We start from the raw sequence: 18,635 nt of genomic DNA, 5'->3' as shown, positions 1-18,635 counted from the left end.
AACACTATGATTATTCAACAATATAAAATTGTCTTCGCAGGCAGTATGGGGGCTGGTAAAACAGAAGCGATCAAATCGCTATCTGAAATTCCAATTTTAGAAACAGAAGCATTTAATACTGATGTACAAAGTCACCAAAAATCACAAACAACTGTTGGGATTGATTACGGCGAAATTACTTTAGATGATGGTATTAAAATCGGGCTATATGGAACCCCTGGACAAAGCCGTTTTGATTTTATCTGGTCAGTTATTTGTAAAGGTGCGATTGGTATTATTCTTCTGTTAGATCACAATAGCTCTACTCCAATTGCTGAACTAGAAAGTTACTTGGAAACCTTTAAAAATTATAATGATAATATTGCGATTGGTATTACGCATATTGATGAAAATAAAGAATCTTCACTCCAACAGTATCGAAACTGGTTAGCAGAAAACGAACTTCGATATCCATTATTTTTTATTGATGCAAGAGAACAAGAGCAAATTTTAATGATGGTTGAATCATTAATTGCATCACTTGAAGTTAAGGTAGGCGCAACATCTCAAGGGAAAGATCATGCTTAGTATTCCAGTTCAAAAACGAACCGCTCCAACACAATTGCTACAACTTGCAAAAAGTGAAGCCCAAAAAATTCTTATGAATACACGTGGTGTAGACTTTGTCATGATTTGTTCTTCAGATGGGTTTGAATTGGCAACAGTGAGCCACAAGAACTACCCTAATACCACCAAATTAGCAGCGGTGAGTAGCTCGATTTTGGCCATGGTCAGTGCATTTTTAAAAGAGATTCAACTAACTGGCTGTAATAACATCACATTAGATGCAGACAATGGCAAAGCCATTTTAACAGCGATTCCTGCTCTCCATCATCCGATGGTTATGGTTACCCTAAGTAATAGAGATGTACTTTTAGGGCAGCTGCTTTATAGCCTAAAAAAAGCAAGCCAATTGATTGCAGAGGCAGATGGAGAATAACTTAAACTGCTATAAAAAAATACCGCCCAATAAGAGCGGTATTTTTCAATTAAGTATGAATAGTAAATAGCATTTGCCGTTTTTTGACTTGTTGACCCTGTTGCCCTAACACATCTTCAACTACACCATCTACATCAGCTTTAATCTGCTGCTGGATTTTCATAGCTTCAAGCACTAGTAAGGTTTGACCTCTCACCACTTGATCGCCTTTATTCACCAGAATATTAACCACAGCACCATCCATTGGTGCACGAATTTTGCCATCTCCGGCAACATCAGTAGCTTCTGGCGCAGTATAGGTCACATTGCGTATCACAATATTGCCGTTATCTCGGTCTAGATAAAGTTGATCACTATCTAATACATACTGCACACGGCGACGAACACCATCAATTAAATAAACTAGTTGCTCTGACGTTCTCTCAAGCACATCAATACAAACTGATTGATCACAGAACTGTACCGTAAATGTATTATTGACAGATGAAACCTGCAATTGAATTTGCTGATCGGCAATTTGTAATTTTAACGGTAATGGCACACCAAGCCCGGTTTGCCACACCGCAGTAACTTTATTTTGGCTAAATAATGCCGCAGCAATCGCTAAAGTTTCTAAAGATAAAACTTGATGATGTAAGCTCGGATCATTTTGGAAATGCTGTTGGATGAATGCAGTATTGGTATCCCCTGTAACAACAACTGGATGGCGTAGTAAATTGACCAAGAACTGTTTATTACTGTTCACTCCCAGTAAAACACAATCATCAACTGCACGAGCCAGTAAGCGAATCGCATCCTGACGGGTTTTCCCATATGCAATCACCTTTGCTACCATCGGATCGTAAAATGGACTGACTTCATCAGTTGCCAACATGCCATGATCGATTCGCACATTTGGCAAAGTTGCAGGCTTCCAGCGTAAAACCTTTCCTGTTTGTGGTAAGAAATCCTGACGTGGGTCTTCTGCATACAAGCGCACTTCGATCGCATGTCCATTTAAGGTCAATTCCTGTTGCTTTAAAGGTAAATGCTCACCATTCGCCACACGTAACTGCCATTCAACCAAGTCCAATCCTGTAATAAGCTCAGTGACCGGATGCTCTACCTGCAAGCGGGTATTCATTTCCAAAAAGTAAAATGCACCCGATGCATCAAGCAAAAACTCAACTGTCCCAGCACCGACATAGGCACATGCTCTTGCCGCTGCTACAGCTGCCTCACCCATTTGCTGACGTAGTTCAGGCGTCATGACAGGACACGGCGCCTCTTCAACTACTTTTTGATGGCGACGTTGGATCGAACAATCACGCTCAAACAAATACACATAATTGCCGTGAGTATCACCAAAAACCTGAATTTCGACATGACGCGGAGCAATAACTGCTTTTTCTAAAATAAGCTCCCCCGAACCAAAAGCATTTTCAGCTTCTGAACGTGCAGTTTGCAACGCCTCAATCAATTCAGATGCTTGTTGTACCAAACGCATGCCACGACCGCCGCCACCCGCAGAAGCTTTGACCATAATTGGAAAGCCAATCTGCTCAGCTTGAGTTGCTAAATATTCGAGATCTTGTCGGTCACCTTCATAACCCGGCACACAAGGGACGCCCGCCTCAATCATGGCAATTTTTGAAAGGCGTTTACTGCCCATTAACTCAATTGCAGAAGCGGTAGGTCCAATAAATGTAATCTGGTTGTCGATACATGCCTGAGCAAAATCAGTATTTTCTGACAAAAAACCATAACCGGGATGAACAGCATCTGCCCCTGTTTTTTTGCAGGCTTCGATAATTTTAGCAATGGAAAGATAAGACTCCGATACTTTAGATGCCCCAATGTAAACAGCTTCATCTGCTTCTTGCACATGACGGGCATTACGGTCTGCATCGGAATAAACTGCGACAGTTTGGTAACCCATTGCCTTGGCTGTTTGCATAACTCGAACTGCAATTTCACCACGATTGGCAACCAGTATTTTTGAAAATTTCATTATTTTTTTATCCTTATCTTTTATGACTCATCGGCCCAATTTGGTAACCTTTTCTGGATAAAAGCCATCGTTCCTTCTTGACCTTCAGCTCCACCAACCGCTTGGGCAAACTGCTGAGCTGCATCATTGAGCAATTTATTTAAAGGCTCATTGAGTGTTCGATGTAACAATGCTTTGGTCACACGCGAAGCTTGAGGAGCTGCTCGTTTAATGTGTTGAATGGTTTCCTCTAAAGCTTGTTCAAGTTCAATTTCATTATGTGCAATTTGATGAACCACACCGACACTCAGTGCCGTATGCCCTTCAAAACGCATGCCGAGTAAAGCAAGTCGGCGTGCTTGAGTCAGGCCAATACGTTTCACCACAAAAGGAGCAATTTGAGCAGGAATCACACCAAGCCCAGTTTCAGGTAAACCAAACTGCGCATTGTCACGACTAATCGCAACATCAGAAACACATGCCAGCCCAAAACCACCACCTAACACTGCACCTTCTAAAATGACCACAACAGTCTGTGGTGCAGCTTCAACTTGCTCAAGCATGGCTCCAAAACGACGGTTAAAGTCAGCGTAAGGTTGTAGGCTACCCACCTTAGTTGCTTCAACGCGTAAAGCAGCCATGTCTTTAATGTCACCACCTGCGCAAAAAGTCCCACCTTCACCACGAATGATGACTGCACGAATTGAAAGGTCATTACGAATGGCAGTAAAAACTTGCTGTATTGCATTAACCATATTCAAGTTCATGGCATTACGGCTCTCCGGTCGGTTTAACCAGAGATATAAAATACTGCCGTCTTGTTCTAATTGAATACTGTCATCAATATCTAAAGCTTGAAGCGATGCTGAAAGTGTCATGGCTGATTCCTTATTTTTGTTTTTTTGGCAAGATATCCATCAACTTACAGATAATCCCCAGCATAATCTCATCTGCACCACCGCCAATAGAGCCTAAACGTCCGTCACGATACAGCTGTGAGGCTGGGTTATCCCACATAAAGCCATTGCCACCCCAATATTGCAGACAGCTATCAGCAACTTCACGAGTTAAACGTCCAGCTTTGAGTTTTGCCATAGATGCCAGCTTGGTCACATCTTCACCTGCAATATGCTGTTCACACGCTTGGTAGGTTAATGCTTTAAGTGCTTCTATTTCAGTCATGAGTTCAGCAAAGCGGAAGTGAATATATTGGTTATTAATAAGTGGCTGACCAAACGTCGTACGCTCTTTGGTATAGGCGATAGTCTTTTGGATTAAATTTTCCAAACCACCAATAGCATTAACACAAGCCCATAAACGCTCTTCCTGAAATTGCATCATTTGCATCATGAAACCCATACCTTCAACGCCAACCAGGTTACGTTGAGGTACACGGACATTGTCTAAATAAACTTGCGCTGTGGTGGTTGAACGCATCCCTAATTTATTAAGTGGCTCGGAAAAACTAATCCCTTTAGTTTTTGCCGGTACAATAATCATCGACTTGTTGACGTGTGGTTTATCGTCAGATGTATTGGCTAAAAGGCAGAAGAAATCCGCCTGCAGTGAGTTGGTAATCCACATTTTGCTGCCGTTAATGACATAGTCATCGCCATCTTTTTTAGCAGTCGTTTTAATAGCAGCAACATCCGAACCAGCATGCACTTCCGATACTGCAATGGATGCGACATACTCCCCAGCAATGGCTGGAGTTAAAAACTCATCACGTAATTCTTTACTACCAAAACGCGCCAAAGCAGGTGTTGCCATATCGGTTTGTACACCAATGGCTAAAGGCACACCGCCACAAGCTGCTCGTCCAATTTCTTCAGCAACAACCAAGTTATAAGAGTAATCTAAAGCCAGACCACCATTTTCCTCAGGCTTACAAATCCCCAATAGGCCAAGATCACCCATCTTTTTAAATACATCGTGGATCGGGAAACGTCCTGCTTCTTCCCATTCTGGAATATTCGGATTAAGTTCATTTTCAACAAATTGACGTGCTGTGCGACGTAATGCTTCATGTTCGGCAGTAAACTTCATGGTGTTCTTCCTATTAATTTTTTTAATTACGGTAAAGGTTGATTAAAAACGGGACACACCAAAACGAGTTGGATTTAGCTCTCGTTGCTGTGCTTCATAAATGGTTTGTAAAAGGAAAATTAATAATTTTCGAGTATCTCGTGGATCGATAATGCCGTCGTCATGTAGCATAGCTGTATTGAAAAGCGCGGTAGATTGCTGCTCTAATTTCATGGCCGTACTTTGCTCAAGAAAATCCAGCATTTGCGGATTCGGTTCCTGACCAGACGCCTTTTGCTTTCCTTCTGCCACAATACGTAATACTTTTCCGGCCTGTGCAGAACCCATTACAGCAACATGCGAATTTGGCCAAGCAAAAATAAAATCTGGCGATAAACTCCGACCACACATTGCGTAGTTACCAGCACCATATGACCCTGCCACAACGATTGAAATTTTAGGTACAGTACAATTGGCAACAGCTTGAATCAGTTTTGAGCCATGCTTAATAATGCCATTTTGCTCGGCATCGGTTCCCACCATAAAGCCAGTAGTGTTATGTAAGAACAATAAGGAGCGGTTAGTCTGTTCACATAAGTGAATAAACTGAGCTGCTTTTGCTGCACCTTGAGGGGTAATCGGACCATTATTGGTAATAATACCGATATGCAAGCCTCCAATTTTTGCCCAGCCACATACCGTTAAATCATCATATTCCTGCTTAAATTCTAGAAAATCTGAATCGTCAATAATGCGGGCAACCACTTCTTTCATATCAAATGGTTGTTTAGGATCACTTGGGATAACACCCAATAGTTCCTCGGTATCGTAACGAGGCTCTTTATAGGTCACATCAACTGGTTTGATTTGCTCTTTCCAGTTCAGGTGTTCAAAAATTTCACGCGCAAGTCGAATCCCATCGGCATCATTTTCTGCTAAGTATTCTGCTGTTCCGGCAACCTGCGCATGCATTTCTGCCCCGCCCAACTCTTCAGCTGTTGCCACTTCGCCAGTGGCAGCCAAGAGTAAAGGGGGACCTGCAAGAAGCATCTCGGTTTGTTTGCGTACTACAATGACATAATCTGAAAGACCTGGTTGATAAGCACCACCTGCCGTTGCATTACCATGCACCACTGCAAGTTGGGGAATACCTGCTGCAGACAAACGTGCCTGATTGGCAAAGGTCATACCACCATAGGTAAATACTTCAGCAGCATAATTTAAGTTAGCGCCCCCACTTTCGGTCAGCGTAATCAGCGGGAGTTTTTGTTCTAAGGCAATTTTTTGTAAACGCAAAGTTTTTTGTACGCCCATAGGAGACATGGTCCCGCCCTTAATTGCACTATTACTTGCAGAAACTAGACAACGCACACCACTAACAAAACCAATGCCGGCAATTACTCCACCACCTGCTTCGGAACCATCTTTGTCATCATGCATGTTGTAGCCAACCAAACCACAAAGCTCAACAAAAGGAGAATCAGCATCGAGTAATAACCGCACACGCTCATGCGGCAGAATCTTGCCCTTTTTATCGAATTTCGGTTTAGCAGCATATGATTTATCAATGCTTTTTTGCTGAATTGCACGGACTTCACTCAGCTGAGCAAGTAGTGCCTCTTTATTTTGTTGATACTGTTCACTACCAACAGCAATTTCGGATTGGAGAATGGTCATTTTTTTATTCCTCACTCCAAACCTAAACTATTGTTTTGTTCGGCTTTCTCAGTCTTATCTTTTTTAAAAATTTCAGGAATAAACGCACGATGGAAACCATTATAAGACTGACTATTTGTCGCTTCGGCTAGTGGATACATGCGTGTCCCTTGTGATGCTGCACCATCAATACGCAAAGTTACACCTGACACAAAAGCCGCAGCATCTGACAGTAAATAACAAATCGCCGAAGAAACTTCTGATTCAGTTCCCATGCGTTTTAGCGGTACATTGCTAGCAAGACTTGGAATAATCACTTTGGCAAAATCACCGCTATAATTATCCATACCGGATGACACAATCCACCCCGGTGCAACCGCATTTACACGAACGCCAGATTTCCCCCACTCAACCGATGCTGTTTTAGTTAAGTTATCGACCCCCGAACGCGCAGCACCAGAATGTCCCATTCCGGGCATGCCGCCCCACATATCAGCAGTCATATTGACAATACTGCCACCATGTTTAGCCATCCATTGGTTATAAGCTTCACGCATTAAATAGAACGTTGCGTGTAAATTATTACGCACGACTGCATCGAAACCATTCGCCGAAATATTCTCTAAAGCTGAGGGGAACTGGCCGCCTGCATTATTTACCAAACCATCGAGTTTGCCGAATTTCTCTATCACTTCGGCAATCATATTTTTCACTTGTTCTTCTTCACGGTTATCACAAACAATAAAATGAACCCGACCACCATCTTCTATAATTTCTTGGCTTACTTTCTCTAATTTTTCAATTTTGCGTCCTGTAATCACTACTTGAGCGCCGAGGGCTGCAAGCTCATGTGCCGTACAACGGCCAATTCCTGAGCCACCACCTGTCACAATAATGACTTTATTAGCGAAAGCATCTGGTCTAAAAATTGATTGATAACTCATCTTTGTTTCATCCATTCATTTTATTTTTCTAAAAGATGTGCCGGAACTTTAACTGGCATATCCAATAACTGTTGGGCAAAGGCTTTGCCTTGCGGGTCAATACGCAAGCTGGCAACACCACCACCACCTAAAGCATTCTCCAACATAAAATTTAGTGCATTTAAACCCGGTAACTCATAACGAATTACTCGCCCTTTCTCAGCATTCAAGACATGTTGCATATAGCTTGCAACAGACTGTTCAGTTAGTGCTGCACGAATCCATGGTAAATAGTCTGCTTTACGTGCAATCACGCCAATATTGCTATGATTGCCTTTATCACCACTGCGGGCATGCGCAATTTCAATCAAAGGAACTTCAATTTCATCTCCTTGATAAATTGCATTTTCACCTGCCTTTAAAGTAGGCAATTGCTCTGTAAAAACTTCTTGTGGAATCTCAACAGGGTAGCGTTTTCCTTCAAAATCGATTTCGACACTTACCTGATTTTTATCTATTAAAAATGAAAATAACTTAATCACTGGAGATGCTTTTGGTCGGCCTCCAACAATTCCTGCCAAGGCTGGAGCCATACCTGTAGAGGCCTGAGCAATTTCAGATGCAAAGAACATACATGCTTCTTTAAACATGTGTTTTACAGCTATTTTGACCACCACTTCACGACTATTTAATGTTTGGGCATGTTCGCCATAAGTACTTTCAATACCTAAGATTTCAACCGACTTTTCACTAAAAGGTGGCACCGAACGCATTGTTAAAACACGTTCGCACTTAGTCAAAATCGCATCAGCAATAACTTGTGCTTTTTGTGGTGCCTCACGGCCTGCAATTAAGAAACTCACTAAAACCCGATAACCATCAGGATAGGTCGCGCTGACTTTATATTGTGCAGTCGGAGCTTGTCCTTTTGCGCCCGTTACACGAACCCGATGCTCCCCAACTTGCTCTAAATGCACGTGGCTGAAATCAGCAATTACATCAGGTAGTAAATATGCTTGAGGATTACCTATTTCATAAACAATTTGCTCTGCAACTGTAGCAGTAGAAACCAGACCACCTGTACCTTGAGGCTTAGTTACAATAAATGAGCCATCCTCACTCACTTCAACCACTGGAAACCCCATGTTGTCGAAGCCCTGCACCAATTGCCAATCGGTAAAGTTACCACCCGTACATTGGGCACCACATTCGATGACATGACCTGCTAATGAACCTTGCGCCAATTTGTCATAATCATCGAGCGACCATTGATATTCATGAAGCAAAGGTGCAAGCACCACAGCAGAGTCAACCACCCGACCCGTAATCACAATATCGGCACCTAAGTCTAAGGCGTCACGAATAGCAACCGCGCCTAAATAAGCATTACTGCTCGCTACCTGTTCAGGCAAAGCTTCTCCGCTAAACATTTCTTGAATATTCTGTGATTTTAACTGCTCATGTTTTGGCAAAAGATCATCACCTAACACCACAGCCACTTTCAGATCTAGACCATACTCTTTAATAATTTTTTGTAAGGCATCCCGACAAGCTAATGGATTAACACCACCGGCATTACTAATCACTTTAATCTTTTTTTCAGCAATTTTTTTCAGCAAAGGTGCCATGACTCGGCTGACAAAGTCTAAAGCGTAACCATGTTTCGGTTCTACCATCTTCGCTTTTGCCATAATCGACATGGTAATCTCAGACAAATAATCAAAAACCAAATAATTAATATCGGTCAAATGCACTAACTGAAAAGCGGCAGTATTGGTATCTCCCCAAAACCCAGAGGCACAACCTATTTTTACGACTCGATGATCATCCTGCTGATTATTTGCCATTCTATTTCTCATTATTTTGTCTAAAAATCAGCCTCAACATTACCAAGCAAGCGCTTGGTTTGTAAAGCGCAAAATGTTATTGTAATGTTGACCAAATCTTCCAAATTCAGAAAATAATCTGAAATGTGATGAAATTTAGAGAAATTTCCGTTATGGATTTTTAGATAAGGGAACAAACTGAACACATGATTGCCACTTCAATTGAACAAATTCCAAATATTTCTTGCTTTGACGATAGCCCGCGTGGTCGTTTATTACGGGGGGCTGCCTATTTATTCCACAAGCAAGGCTATGACAAAACGACTGTACGTGAACTTGCTCAATTTATTGGAATTCAATCGGGAAGTTTATTTCATCACTTTAAAAGTAAAGATGACATCCTCGCTCATGTAATGGAGGAAACCATTATTTACAATCTTGCTCGTTTAGAAGAGGCAGCACATCAATCTACTGATCCAGAACAACAATTACGAGCCCTTATTAAAGCTGAGCTTATTTCAATTACTGGCGATACAGGTGCAGCCATGGCTGTGTTGGTTTATGAATGGTTTGCTCTGTCAAAAGAAAAGCAAAATTACCTGTTAAAAATGCGTAATGAATATGAGCAAATCTGGCTCGACGTCATTGAAAATTTACGCACACAAGGTAAAGTCAAACACGATGCTTTTATTTGGCGACGCTTAATTGGCGGTGCAATTTCATGGACTGTAACTTGGTATAAATCTGAGGGTAAAGTCAAAATTGATGAGTTAACTGAAATGGTCTTGGTGATGGCTTTGAAATGAAAAAAGGTGGCTCAACGACCACCTTGTAAAAATTAATAACTCAGCTGTTTACTAATTAAATCTTTCATAATTTCTTCAGCACCACCACCAATCATATTGACCTTCACTTCACGGTAAATACGTTCCGACTTGGTACCTCGCATAAACCCCATACCACCCAATGTTTGTACAGCTGCATCAGCACAAAATTGCATAGTGCGAGTCGCAACATTTTTCAGCATCGAAATTTGCGCTACTAACTCAGGCCCTTGTAGTTTTGGCTGAGTCATTTTCCATGCAGTTTCTTCAAGCAATGCCCGTGTTGAGGTTAATTGCGTTGCCATATCTACCAATTTATGACGAACCACTTGATGATCAATTAATCTCTTACCAAAAGTTTTTCGTTGTTGTGCCCAATCTAAAGCTTCTTCATAACAGACTAATGCATACCCATAAGCGACTACTCCCAAGAAGAACCGCTCCATATTAAAGTTATTCATAATAACTTTAAAACCAGCGTTTTCTTTGCCGAGCAGATTTGATGCAGGTACTCGTACTTGGTCAAAATGCAAATGAGCTGTATCTGAAGCCCACCAACCCATTTTCTTTAGAGGTGTTTTAGTAATTCCTTCACTGTGCGCATCAACGAGCAACATTGAAATGCCTTCAGCTCCAGTTTTTGTGGGGTCTGTACGTACTGCAACAGTGTAGTAATCTGCACGAATTCCTGAGGTGATAAAAGTCTTCTCACCTGAGACAATATAATAATCCCCTTCCCCAACAGCTTTAGTTTGTAACGCTGCCACATCAGACCCACCACCTGGTTCTGTAATTGCTAATGCAGAAATTTTTTCACCGGAAATAATCTCTGGGAGGACTCTAGCCTTTAATTCCTCACTTCCAAAATGTTGAATTGGAGGGGCACCAATTGTATGCACCATGAGTGAAGTATGTACTCCGCCAGAACCCGCCTTTGCCATTTCAATACCAGCGAGTAATGAATAGAATGGATCTGCATCTGGAATACCACCATATTCTTCAGAAAAACCTAGACCCAATAGGCCAATTTCAGCAGCCTTTTTATAAAGCTCTCTAGGAAATGTCTCGGCCTCATCCCACTCATTAACAAAAGGTGCCATTTCTTTTTGCACAAATCGACGTACATTGTCAGCAAAAGCAATGTGTTGTTCATTATAGTAAATTGGGTTGAGTTGCATATTTAGAAATGTCCTGAAGTTTTTATTTAATTCCTGAACATATCTTGTCATGTTTACTGTTAATCAAAAGTTGCAAGAATCTTCAATTTCTTGGCATAAAACATCAAATAGAATTATTTTTATTTAAGTACAACACCTATATTTTTAAACAACAACGAAAACCACGTACAGCATAATAAGACTGTGCTCCATTATGATAAATGAAGACCCGGCCATAACGACGATCAGCAAAAAGTGCTCCACCCAATTTACGAATCTCGACTGGGGTTGCGAGCCAACTCGAAGTTTTAAGATCAAACTCTTCAATTTGCTGTAACTGACGATATTGCTCTTCTGTTAAAAGCTCAACTCCCATTTCAATAGCAAGATCTATTGCACTGTTTTTAGGAGGATGATCTTTTCTAGATTCTAAAGCCTCACGATCATAGCAAAGGCTTCTACGGCCTTTTGGGGTTTCAGGAGAACAATCTACAAATAAATACTGATCTTTCTGCTGGTCAAAAACAATAACATCAGGCTCTCCTCCAGTATTTTCCATTTCTTGCAATGCCCATAGTTTGTCTGGAGATTTTATTAATTTATTCCGTACATTCGACCAATCGACTTCTTTATGACGATGTGTGTTCTTTTCAAATCTCGCCTTTAACAGTTCAAGCAGTAAATCTAATTGTGTTGAAGTTAACTGTTTTTTAGTGTTCATTGGATAAACCCCTAATAGTGATTAAACTGAACGCCCATCAAAATAATTTATTTTTATCTTATCTAAGTCAATACCATCTATACATCGTACATTAATCGCAAAGATTGAATTACCTTGATTATCTATACCTTGGGCATATGGATGAATACCACAATTTTTACAGAAATGATGGTTAATCACATGTTTATTAAAAGTATAGTTCGCCAAATTATCAAGAGTGTCCAAAGTAACTTTAACTTGATTAGTCGGTAGAAACCAAAGTAAAGATCCTTTCTTCTGGCAAATGGAACAATTGCAAGATAAAACTTCTGTTAGCTCACCTTCTACGACCAACTTCACCTGTCCACAATGACAACTTCCTTTATATTCCATAACCTTCTTCCTTTTATAATTTTTTATAGTTTTATAATACCCTCTATTGTAGATCATTTTTTAATCTTATTTTAGATTTGGGCCTTCTCTTTATAAAAACTTTAATAAATTAAGATAATAGATAATTATTAGTTCCAAAAATATTGGCATTGTTTACATCTATTACCATTTTTAAAAGAAAATAAAGGTAAACCTAAGAACATGAGTGCCATAAAGGCTGATTTTTTTCTTTTTGTGTAAGGTTCAATATCATAACTTCCGCAATTAGGACATCGTTCTTTATTTTTTCTAAACTCTTGCTCTAAGTCTTCACTAAAATCTTTTTCAAGAAGTGCTTTCGCATCATTGAGGTCTTTTTCTAGTACTAATAATCGGACTCCTCCCAATGCATTTGAATAAAACCAGTCCATGTTAATTGTATGTTCATTTTCAATACGAACGGGAATTCCAAAAGCCTCTAATTGAGTCTTTGCAATTTGTGCCTCATAAGGAAATGAAAAAGTTTTAACTAAAATCCATTGCATATACATATTAAATTTCTAATTAGGTGAATAATTTTAGATTAGCTTTATTTTTTTATAAATTGAATTAAATTTAATATCTAAAGCATTGGACATAAAATCCCCACACAATAAAAAACACCCCAAGCTCTTTTGAGATTGGGGTGTTTAGAATAATGAGCTGGCGATGACTTACTCTCACATGGGTAACCCCACACTACCATCAGCGCTAAGAGGTTTCACTTCTGAGTTCGGGAAGGGATCAGGTGGTTCACTCTTGCTATGGTCGCCAGCACAACTGTTTATGGATACTTGCTTTGGTCTTATTGACTGCCGAAGCGTTTTCCAAATCTTTACAGACTGGGCTGATTGAATCTGATTGTGTTCATTTTATCTAGTGGAATAACTAAATCAAGTTGCTTTGTAGATTTATGAATCGATTGATGCTTTATATACAACTGCTTGGGTGTTGTATAGTCAAGCCTCACGAGCAATTAGTATTGGTCAGCTTCACATATCACTATGCTTCCACATCCAACCTATCAACGTCCTAGTCTCGAACGGCTCTTTAGAGGAATAAATTCCTAGGGAAATCTTATCTTGAGGTAGGCTTCCCGCTTAGATGCTTTCAGCGGTTATCCCTTCCGAACATAGCTACCCGGCGATGCGACTGGCGTCACAACCGGTACACCAGAGGTTCGTCCACTCTGGTCCTCTCGTACTAGGAGCAGATCCTCTCAAATTTCCAGCGCCCACGGTAGATAGGGACCGAACTGTCTCACGACGTTCTAAACCCAGCTCGCGTACCTCTTTAAATGGCGAACAGCCATACCCTTGGGACCTGCTTCAGCCCCAGGATGAGATGAGCCGACATCGAGGTGCCAAACACCGCCGTCGATATGAACTCTTGGGCGGTATCAGCCTGTTATCCCCAGAGTACCTTTTATCCGTTGAGCGATGGCCCTTCCATACAGAACCACCGGATCACTAAGACCTACTTTCGTACCTGCTCGACTTGTGGGTCTCGCAGTTAAGCGCGCTTTTGCCTTTATACTCTACGCGTGATTTCCGACCACGCTGAGCGCACCTTCGTACTCCTCCGTTACTCTTTAGGAGGAGACCGCCCCAGTCAAACTACCCACCAGACACGGTCCTCGTCCCGGATAACGGGACAGAGTTAGAACCTCAACATTACCAGGGTGGTATTTCAAGGACGGCTCCATTGGAACTAGCGTTCCAACTTCAAAGCCTCCCACCTATCCTACACAAGTAAGGTCAAAGTTCAGTGTCAAGCTGCAGTAAAGGTTCACGGGGTCTTTCCGTCTAGCCGCGGGTACACTGCATCTTCACAGCGATTTCGATTTCACTGAGCCTCTGCTGGAGACAGCGCCGCCATCATTATGCCATTCGTGCAGGTCGGAACTTACCCGACAAGGAATTTCGCTACCTTAGGACCGTTATAGTTACGGCCGCCGTTTACTGGGGCTTCGATCAAGAGCTTCGCTTACGCTAACCCCATCAATTAACCTTCCAGCACCGGGCAGGCATCACACCCTATACGTCCACTTTCGTGTTTGCAGAGTGCTATGTTTTTAATAAACAGTTGCAGCGGCCTGGTTTCTGCGGCTGTCATCAGCTCAGGAAGCAAGTTCCATCACCAACAACAGCGTACCTTCTCCCGAAGTTACGGTACCATTTTGCCTAGTTCCTTCAGCAGAGTTCTCTCAAGCGCCTTGGTCTACTCGACCTGACCACCTGTGTCGGTTTCGGGTACGATTCCTGTGTAACTGAAGCTTAGAGACTTTTCCTGGAAGCATGGTATCAGCCACTTCGCTGTACAAGTACAGCTTGCTATCGGATCTCAGTATAGAGTACCCCGGATTTGCCTAAGATACATACCTACATCCTTCCACCTGGACAACCAACGCCAGGCTGACTTAACCTTCTCCGTCCTCTCATCGCATTACACAGAAGTATTGGAATATTAACCAATTTCCCATCGACTACGCCTTTCGGCCTCGCCTTAGGGGTCGACTCACCCAGCCCCGATTAACGTTGGACTGGAACCCTTGGTCTTTCGGCGAACGGGTTTTTCACCCGTTTTGTCGTTACTCACGTCAGCATTCGCACTTCTGATACCTCCAGCATACTTCTCAATACACCTTCATCGGCTTACAGAACGCTCCCCTACCACTTGACTAATGTCAAATCCGCAGCTTCGGCACATAGTTTTAGCCCCGTTACATCTTCCGCGCAGGCCGACTCGACTAGTGAGCTATTACGCTTTCTTTAAAGGGTGGCTGCTTCTAAGCCAACCTCCTAGCTGTCTATGCCTTCCCACATCGTTTCCCACTTAACTATGATTTTGGGGCCTTAGCTGGCGGTCTGGATTGTTTTCCTCTTGACTACGGACGTTAGCACCCGCAGTCTGTCTCCCGGATAGTACTCATAGGTATTCGGAGTTTGCATCGGTTTGGTAAGTCGGGATGACCCCCTAGCCGAAACAGTGCTCTACCCCCTATGGTATTCGTCCGAGGCGCTACCTAAATAGCTTTCGGGGAGAACCAGCTATCACCAGGCTTGATTAGCCTTTCACCCCTATCCACAAGTCATCCCCTGGCTTTTCAACGACAGTGGGTTCGGTCCTCCAGTTAGTGTTACCCAACCTTCAACCTGCTCATGGATAGATCGCCTGGTTTCGGGTCTATACCCAGCAACTAAACGCCCTATTAAGACTCGATTTCTCTACGGCTCCCCTATACGGTTAACCTCGCTACTGAATATAAGTCGCTGACCCATTATACAAAAGGTACGCAGTCACACCACGAAGGTGCTCCCACTGCTTGTATGCATGCGGTTTCAGGATCTATTTCACTCCCCTCACAGGGGTTCTTTTCGCCTTTCCCTCACGGTACTGGTTCACTATCGGTCAGTCAGGAGTATTTAGCCTTGGAGGATGGTCCCCCCATATTCAGACAAGGTTTCACGTGCCTCGCCCTACTCGTCATCATTATGTGTGCCCTTTCGTGTACGGGAATATCACCCTCTACGTTCGCACTTCCCAGAGCGTTCCACTAAAACACACATAACTTAATGGGCTGATCCCCGTTCGCTCGCCGCTACTGAGGGAATCTCAATTGATTTCTTTTCCTAAGGGTACTGAGATGTTTCACTTCCCCTCGTTCGCCTTGCAACACTATGTATTCATGTTGCAATACCTACCTTAAAGTAGGTGGGTTCCCCCATTCAGACATCTCCGGATCAAAGGATATTTGCCGCCTCCCCGGAGCTTTTCGCAGGCTATCACGTCTTTCATCGCCTCTGACTGCCAAGGCATCCACCACATGCACTTAATTACTTGACTATACAACCCCAAACAGTCGACGTTACCTACAAGTTAGTAACTTCAACATTTCAGTTTAGAGTACTGTGTATTTAAACACTGTACAGCTTCAATCTAAATTCATATACCAAAACGCTTGATTCAGTTAATTTGCTAGTTCTCAATTCATTCAGATTAATTGCTTAATCTAAACTCTTGAGTGAACAATTTATTTCAGACTCAATTTTGCCAATCTGTTAATGAATAAACATGCCTTCGTCAGGTCATGCTTAATACCGTGATACTTAAATCACAGAAGTTAATAAACCAAGACCGAAATCTCTATTTACTAATTTCTGTAATCCGAACTTATCTTAAGTTCTGGTGGAGACTAGGAGAGTCGAACTCCTGACCTCCTGCGTGCAAAGCAGGCGCTCTACCAACTAAGCTAAGTCCCCAGCTTACATCATCAGTCATGTATCTTTTATCTATAACTTTAACCAGTCAAAGTCATGGTGGGTCTGACAAGACTTGAACTTGTGACCCCACGCTTATCAAGCGTGTGCTCTAACCAACTGAGCTACAGACCCTCAGATACATCTATGAAGAACAACTTGTTGTGGATTCTTACCAATCGTCAATCTTTCGTTAAGGAGGTGATCCAGCCGCAGGTTCCCCTACGGCTACCTTGTTACGACTTCACCCCAGTCATCGGCCACACCGTGGTAACCGCCCTCTTTGCAGTTAGGCTAGCTACTTCTGGTGCAACAAACTCCCATGGTGTGACGGGCGGTGTGTACAAGGCCCGGGAACGTATTCACCGCGGCATTCTGATCCGCGATTACTAGCGATTCCGACTTCATGGAGTCGAGTTGCAGACTCCAATCCGGACTACGATCGGCTTTTTGAGATTAGCATCACATCGCTGTGTAGCAACCCTTTGTACCGACCATTGTAGCACGTGTGTAGCCCTGGCCGTAAGGGCCATGATGACTTGACGTCGTCCCCGCCTTCCTCCAGTTTGTCACTGGCAGTATCCTTAAAGTTCCCGACATTACTCGCTGGCAAATAAGGAAAAGGGTTGCGCTCGTTGCGGGACTTAACCCAACATCTCACGACACGAGCTGACGACAGCCATGCAGCACCTGTATGTAAGTTCCCGAAGGCACCAATCCATCTCTGGAAAGTTCTTACTATGTCAAGGCCAGGTAAGGTTCTTCGCGTTGCATCGAATTAAACCACATGCTCCACCGCTTGTGCGGGCCCCCGTCAATTCATTTGAGTTTTAGTCTTGCGACCGTACTCCCCAGGCGGTCTACTTATCGCGTTAGCTGCGCCACTAAAGCCTCAAAGGCCCCAACGGCTAGTAGACATCGTTTACGGCATGGACTACCAGGGTATCTAATCCTGTTTGCTCCCCATGCTTTCGCACCTCAGCGTCAGTGTTAGGCCAGATGGCTGCCTTCGCCATCGGTATTCCTCCAGATCTCTACGCATTTCACCGCTACACCTGGAATTCTACCATCCTCTCCCACACTCTAGCTAACCAGTATCGAATGCAATTCCCAAGTTAAGCTCGGGGATTTCACATTTGACTTAATTAGCCGCCTACGCGCGCTTTACGCCCAGTAAATCCGATTAACGCTTGCACCCTCTGTATTACCGCGGCTGCTGGCACAGAGTTAGCCGGTGCTTATTCTGCGAGTAACGTCCACTATCTCTAGGTATTATCTAAAGTAGCCTCCTCCTCGCTTAAAGTGCTTTACAACCATAAGGCCTTCTTCACACACGCGGCATGGCTGGATCAGGCTTGCGCCCATTGTCCAATATTCCCCACTGCTGCCTCCCGTAGGAGTCTGGGCCGTGTCTCAGTCCCAGTGTGGCGGATCATCCTCTCAGACCCGCTACAGATCGTCGCCTTGGTAGGCCTTTACCCCACCAACTAGCTAATCCGACTTAGGCTCATCTATTAGCGCAAGGTCCGAAGATCCCCTGCTTTCTCCCGTAGGACGTATGCGGTATTAGCATCCCTTTCGAGATGTTGTCCCCCACTAATAGGCAGATTCCTAAGCATTACTCACCCGTCCGCCGCTAGGTCCGGTAGCAAGCTACCTTCCCCCGCTCGACTTGCATGTGTTAAGCCTGCCGCCAGCGTTCAATCTGAGCCATGATCAAACTCTTCAGTTAAAATCATTTTGCACCTTATTTATAGACAAGGTGCCAATTCTGGCTCATCAATTACTGACTTAAATTTCGCTCAAATAAACTTCGAGTAATTTAAACCAATCAATCAATGAAAATTATTTCGATTAATCAATCAGTAAAAATCCACACAAGTTGTTCTTCAATTCTCTTAATGAT

The 18,635-nt window shown here is 42.9% G+C and carries 13 protein-coding genes, 2 tRNA genes and 3 rRNA genes; 3 read left to right on the top strand and 15 right to left on the bottom strand.

Annotated elements, in window-relative coordinates; genetic code table 11:
* Nucleotides 1-6 precede the first annotated feature (6 nt).
* Both MKL35_RS18005 and MKL35_RS18000 read left to right on the top strand, forming a co-directional pair.
* The gene (locus tag MKL35_RS18005) at nucleotides 7-567 is read left to right on the top strand and encodes a GTP-binding protein (RefSeq protein WP_032012161.1); all 561 of its coding nucleotides are present in this window, start codon (nucleotides 7-9) and stop codon (nucleotides 565-567) included.
* On the top strand, nucleotides 560-979 hold the full coding sequence (locus MKL35_RS18000) for a roadblock/LC7 domain-containing protein (protein WP_032012162.1): 420 nt from the start codon (nucleotides 560-562) through the stop codon (nucleotides 977-979). Before MKL35_RS18005 ends, MKL35_RS18000 begins: the two co-directional genes overlap by 8 nt.
* A gap of 49 nt (nucleotides 980-1,028) precedes the next feature.
* Here the strand turns inward: MKL35_RS18000 and MKL35_RS17995 are convergent, their stop codons facing one another.
* From MKL35_RS17995 to MKL35_RS17970, 6 genes are read right to left on the bottom strand one after another with little or no spacing between them, the layout of a single operon-like run.
* Nucleotides 1,029-2,969: an acetyl/propionyl/methylcrotonyl-CoA carboxylase subunit alpha gene (locus tag MKL35_RS17995; RefSeq protein WP_032012163.1), complete on the bottom strand. Its 1,941-nt coding sequence runs from the start codon at nucleotides 2,967-2,969 to the stop codon at nucleotides 1,029-1,031.
* 20 nt (nucleotides 2,970-2,989) lie between these two features.
* Nucleotides 2,990-3,826, bottom strand: a complete 837-nt coding sequence (locus MKL35_RS17990) for an enoyl-CoA hydratase/isomerase family protein (protein ID WP_031956455.1) — start codon at nucleotides 3,824-3,826, stop codon at nucleotides 2,990-2,992.
* Nucleotides 3,827-3,836: 10 nt separating this feature from the next.
* Entirely contained in the window at nucleotides 3,837-4,994 is a 1,158-nt protein-coding gene (locus tag MKL35_RS17985; protein WP_270914341.1) for an acyl-CoA dehydrogenase family protein, read from the bottom strand.
* 42 nt (nucleotides 4,995-5,036) lie between these two features.
* Nucleotides 5,037-6,650: an acyl-CoA carboxylase subunit beta gene (locus tag MKL35_RS17980; RefSeq protein ID WP_106479793.1), complete on the bottom strand. Its 1,614-nt coding sequence runs from the start codon at nucleotides 6,648-6,650 to the stop codon at nucleotides 5,037-5,039.
* An 11-nt stretch (nucleotides 6,651-6,661) separates the two neighbouring features.
* Nucleotides 6,662-7,573: an SDR family oxidoreductase gene (locus MKL35_RS17975; RefSeq protein WP_004711876.1), complete on the bottom strand. Its 912-nt coding sequence runs from the start codon at nucleotides 7,571-7,573 to the stop codon at nucleotides 6,662-6,664.
* A 20-nt stretch (nucleotides 7,574-7,593) separates the two neighbouring features.
* Nucleotides 7,594-9,399 carry an acyclic terpene utilization AtuA family protein gene (locus MKL35_RS17970; RefSeq protein WP_032012166.1) on the bottom strand — a complete coding sequence of 602 codons (1,806 nt, stop codon included), beginning with the start codon at nucleotides 9,397-9,399 and terminating at the stop codon, nucleotides 7,594-7,596.
* Nucleotides 9,400-9,584: 185 nt separating this feature from the next.
* Here MKL35_RS17970 and MKL35_RS17965 point away from each other — a divergent pair, with 185 nt between their 5' ends.
* Nucleotides 9,585-10,184, top strand: a complete 600-nt coding sequence (locus MKL35_RS17965; protein ID WP_002048684.1) for a TetR/AcrR family transcriptional regulator — start codon at nucleotides 9,585-9,587, stop codon at nucleotides 10,182-10,184.
* A 32-nt stretch (nucleotides 10,185-10,216) separates the two neighbouring features.
* Here the strand turns inward: MKL35_RS17965 and MKL35_RS17960 are convergent, their stop codons facing one another.
* From MKL35_RS17960 to MKL35_RS17920, 9 genes are all read right to left on the bottom strand, one after another.
* A complete protein-coding gene (locus tag MKL35_RS17960) occupies nucleotides 10,217-11,380 on the bottom strand; it encodes an acyl-CoA dehydrogenase family protein (protein WP_032012167.1) in 1,164 nt (387 codons plus the stop codon).
* A gap of 136 nt (nucleotides 11,381-11,516) precedes the next feature.
* Entirely contained in the window at nucleotides 11,517-12,080 is a 564-nt protein-coding gene (locus tag MKL35_RS17955) for a DUF4256 domain-containing protein (RefSeq protein WP_032012168.1), read from the bottom strand.
* A 21-nt stretch (nucleotides 12,081-12,101) separates the two neighbouring features.
* On the bottom strand, nucleotides 12,102-12,452 hold the full coding sequence (locus MKL35_RS17950; RefSeq protein WP_032012169.1) for a GFA family protein: 351 nt from the start codon (nucleotides 12,450-12,452) through the stop codon (nucleotides 12,102-12,104).
* A gap of 128 nt (nucleotides 12,453-12,580) precedes the next feature.
* Nucleotides 12,581-12,976, bottom strand: a complete 396-nt coding sequence (locus MKL35_RS17945; RefSeq protein ID WP_032012170.1) for a putative signal transducing protein — start codon at nucleotides 12,974-12,976, stop codon at nucleotides 12,581-12,583.
* Nucleotides 12,977-13,131: 155 nt separating this feature from the next.
* Nucleotides 13,132-13,246 (bottom strand): 5S ribosomal RNA (rrf, locus tag MKL35_RS17940).
* Between the two features lie 179 nt (nucleotides 13,247-13,425).
* Nucleotides 13,426-16,316 (bottom strand): 23S ribosomal RNA (locus MKL35_RS17935).
* A gap of 340 nt (nucleotides 16,317-16,656) precedes the next feature.
* Nucleotides 16,657-16,732: transfer RNA gene (locus tag MKL35_RS17930), tRNA-Ala, on the bottom strand.
* A 55-nt stretch (nucleotides 16,733-16,787) separates the two neighbouring features.
* Nucleotides 16,788-16,864 (bottom strand) — tRNA-Ile (locus MKL35_RS17925).
* A gap of 59 nt (nucleotides 16,865-16,923) precedes the next feature.
* Nucleotides 16,924-18,461 (bottom strand): 16S ribosomal RNA (locus tag MKL35_RS17920).
* Together the 16S, 23S and 5S rRNA genes with 2 tRNA genes alongside form the textbook arrangement of a ribosomal RNA operon.
* Between the last annotated feature and the right edge of the window lie 174 nt (nucleotides 18,462-18,635).

The sequence above is a fragment of the Acinetobacter sp. AOR41_HL genome (assembly GCF_027854645.1).
Lineage (GTDB): Bacteria > Pseudomonadota > Gammaproteobacteria > Pseudomonadales > Moraxellaceae > Acinetobacter > Acinetobacter nosocomialis.
Note: the sequence above shows the minus strand (reverse complement) of the source record. Positions and strands in the feature narration are given on the sequence as shown.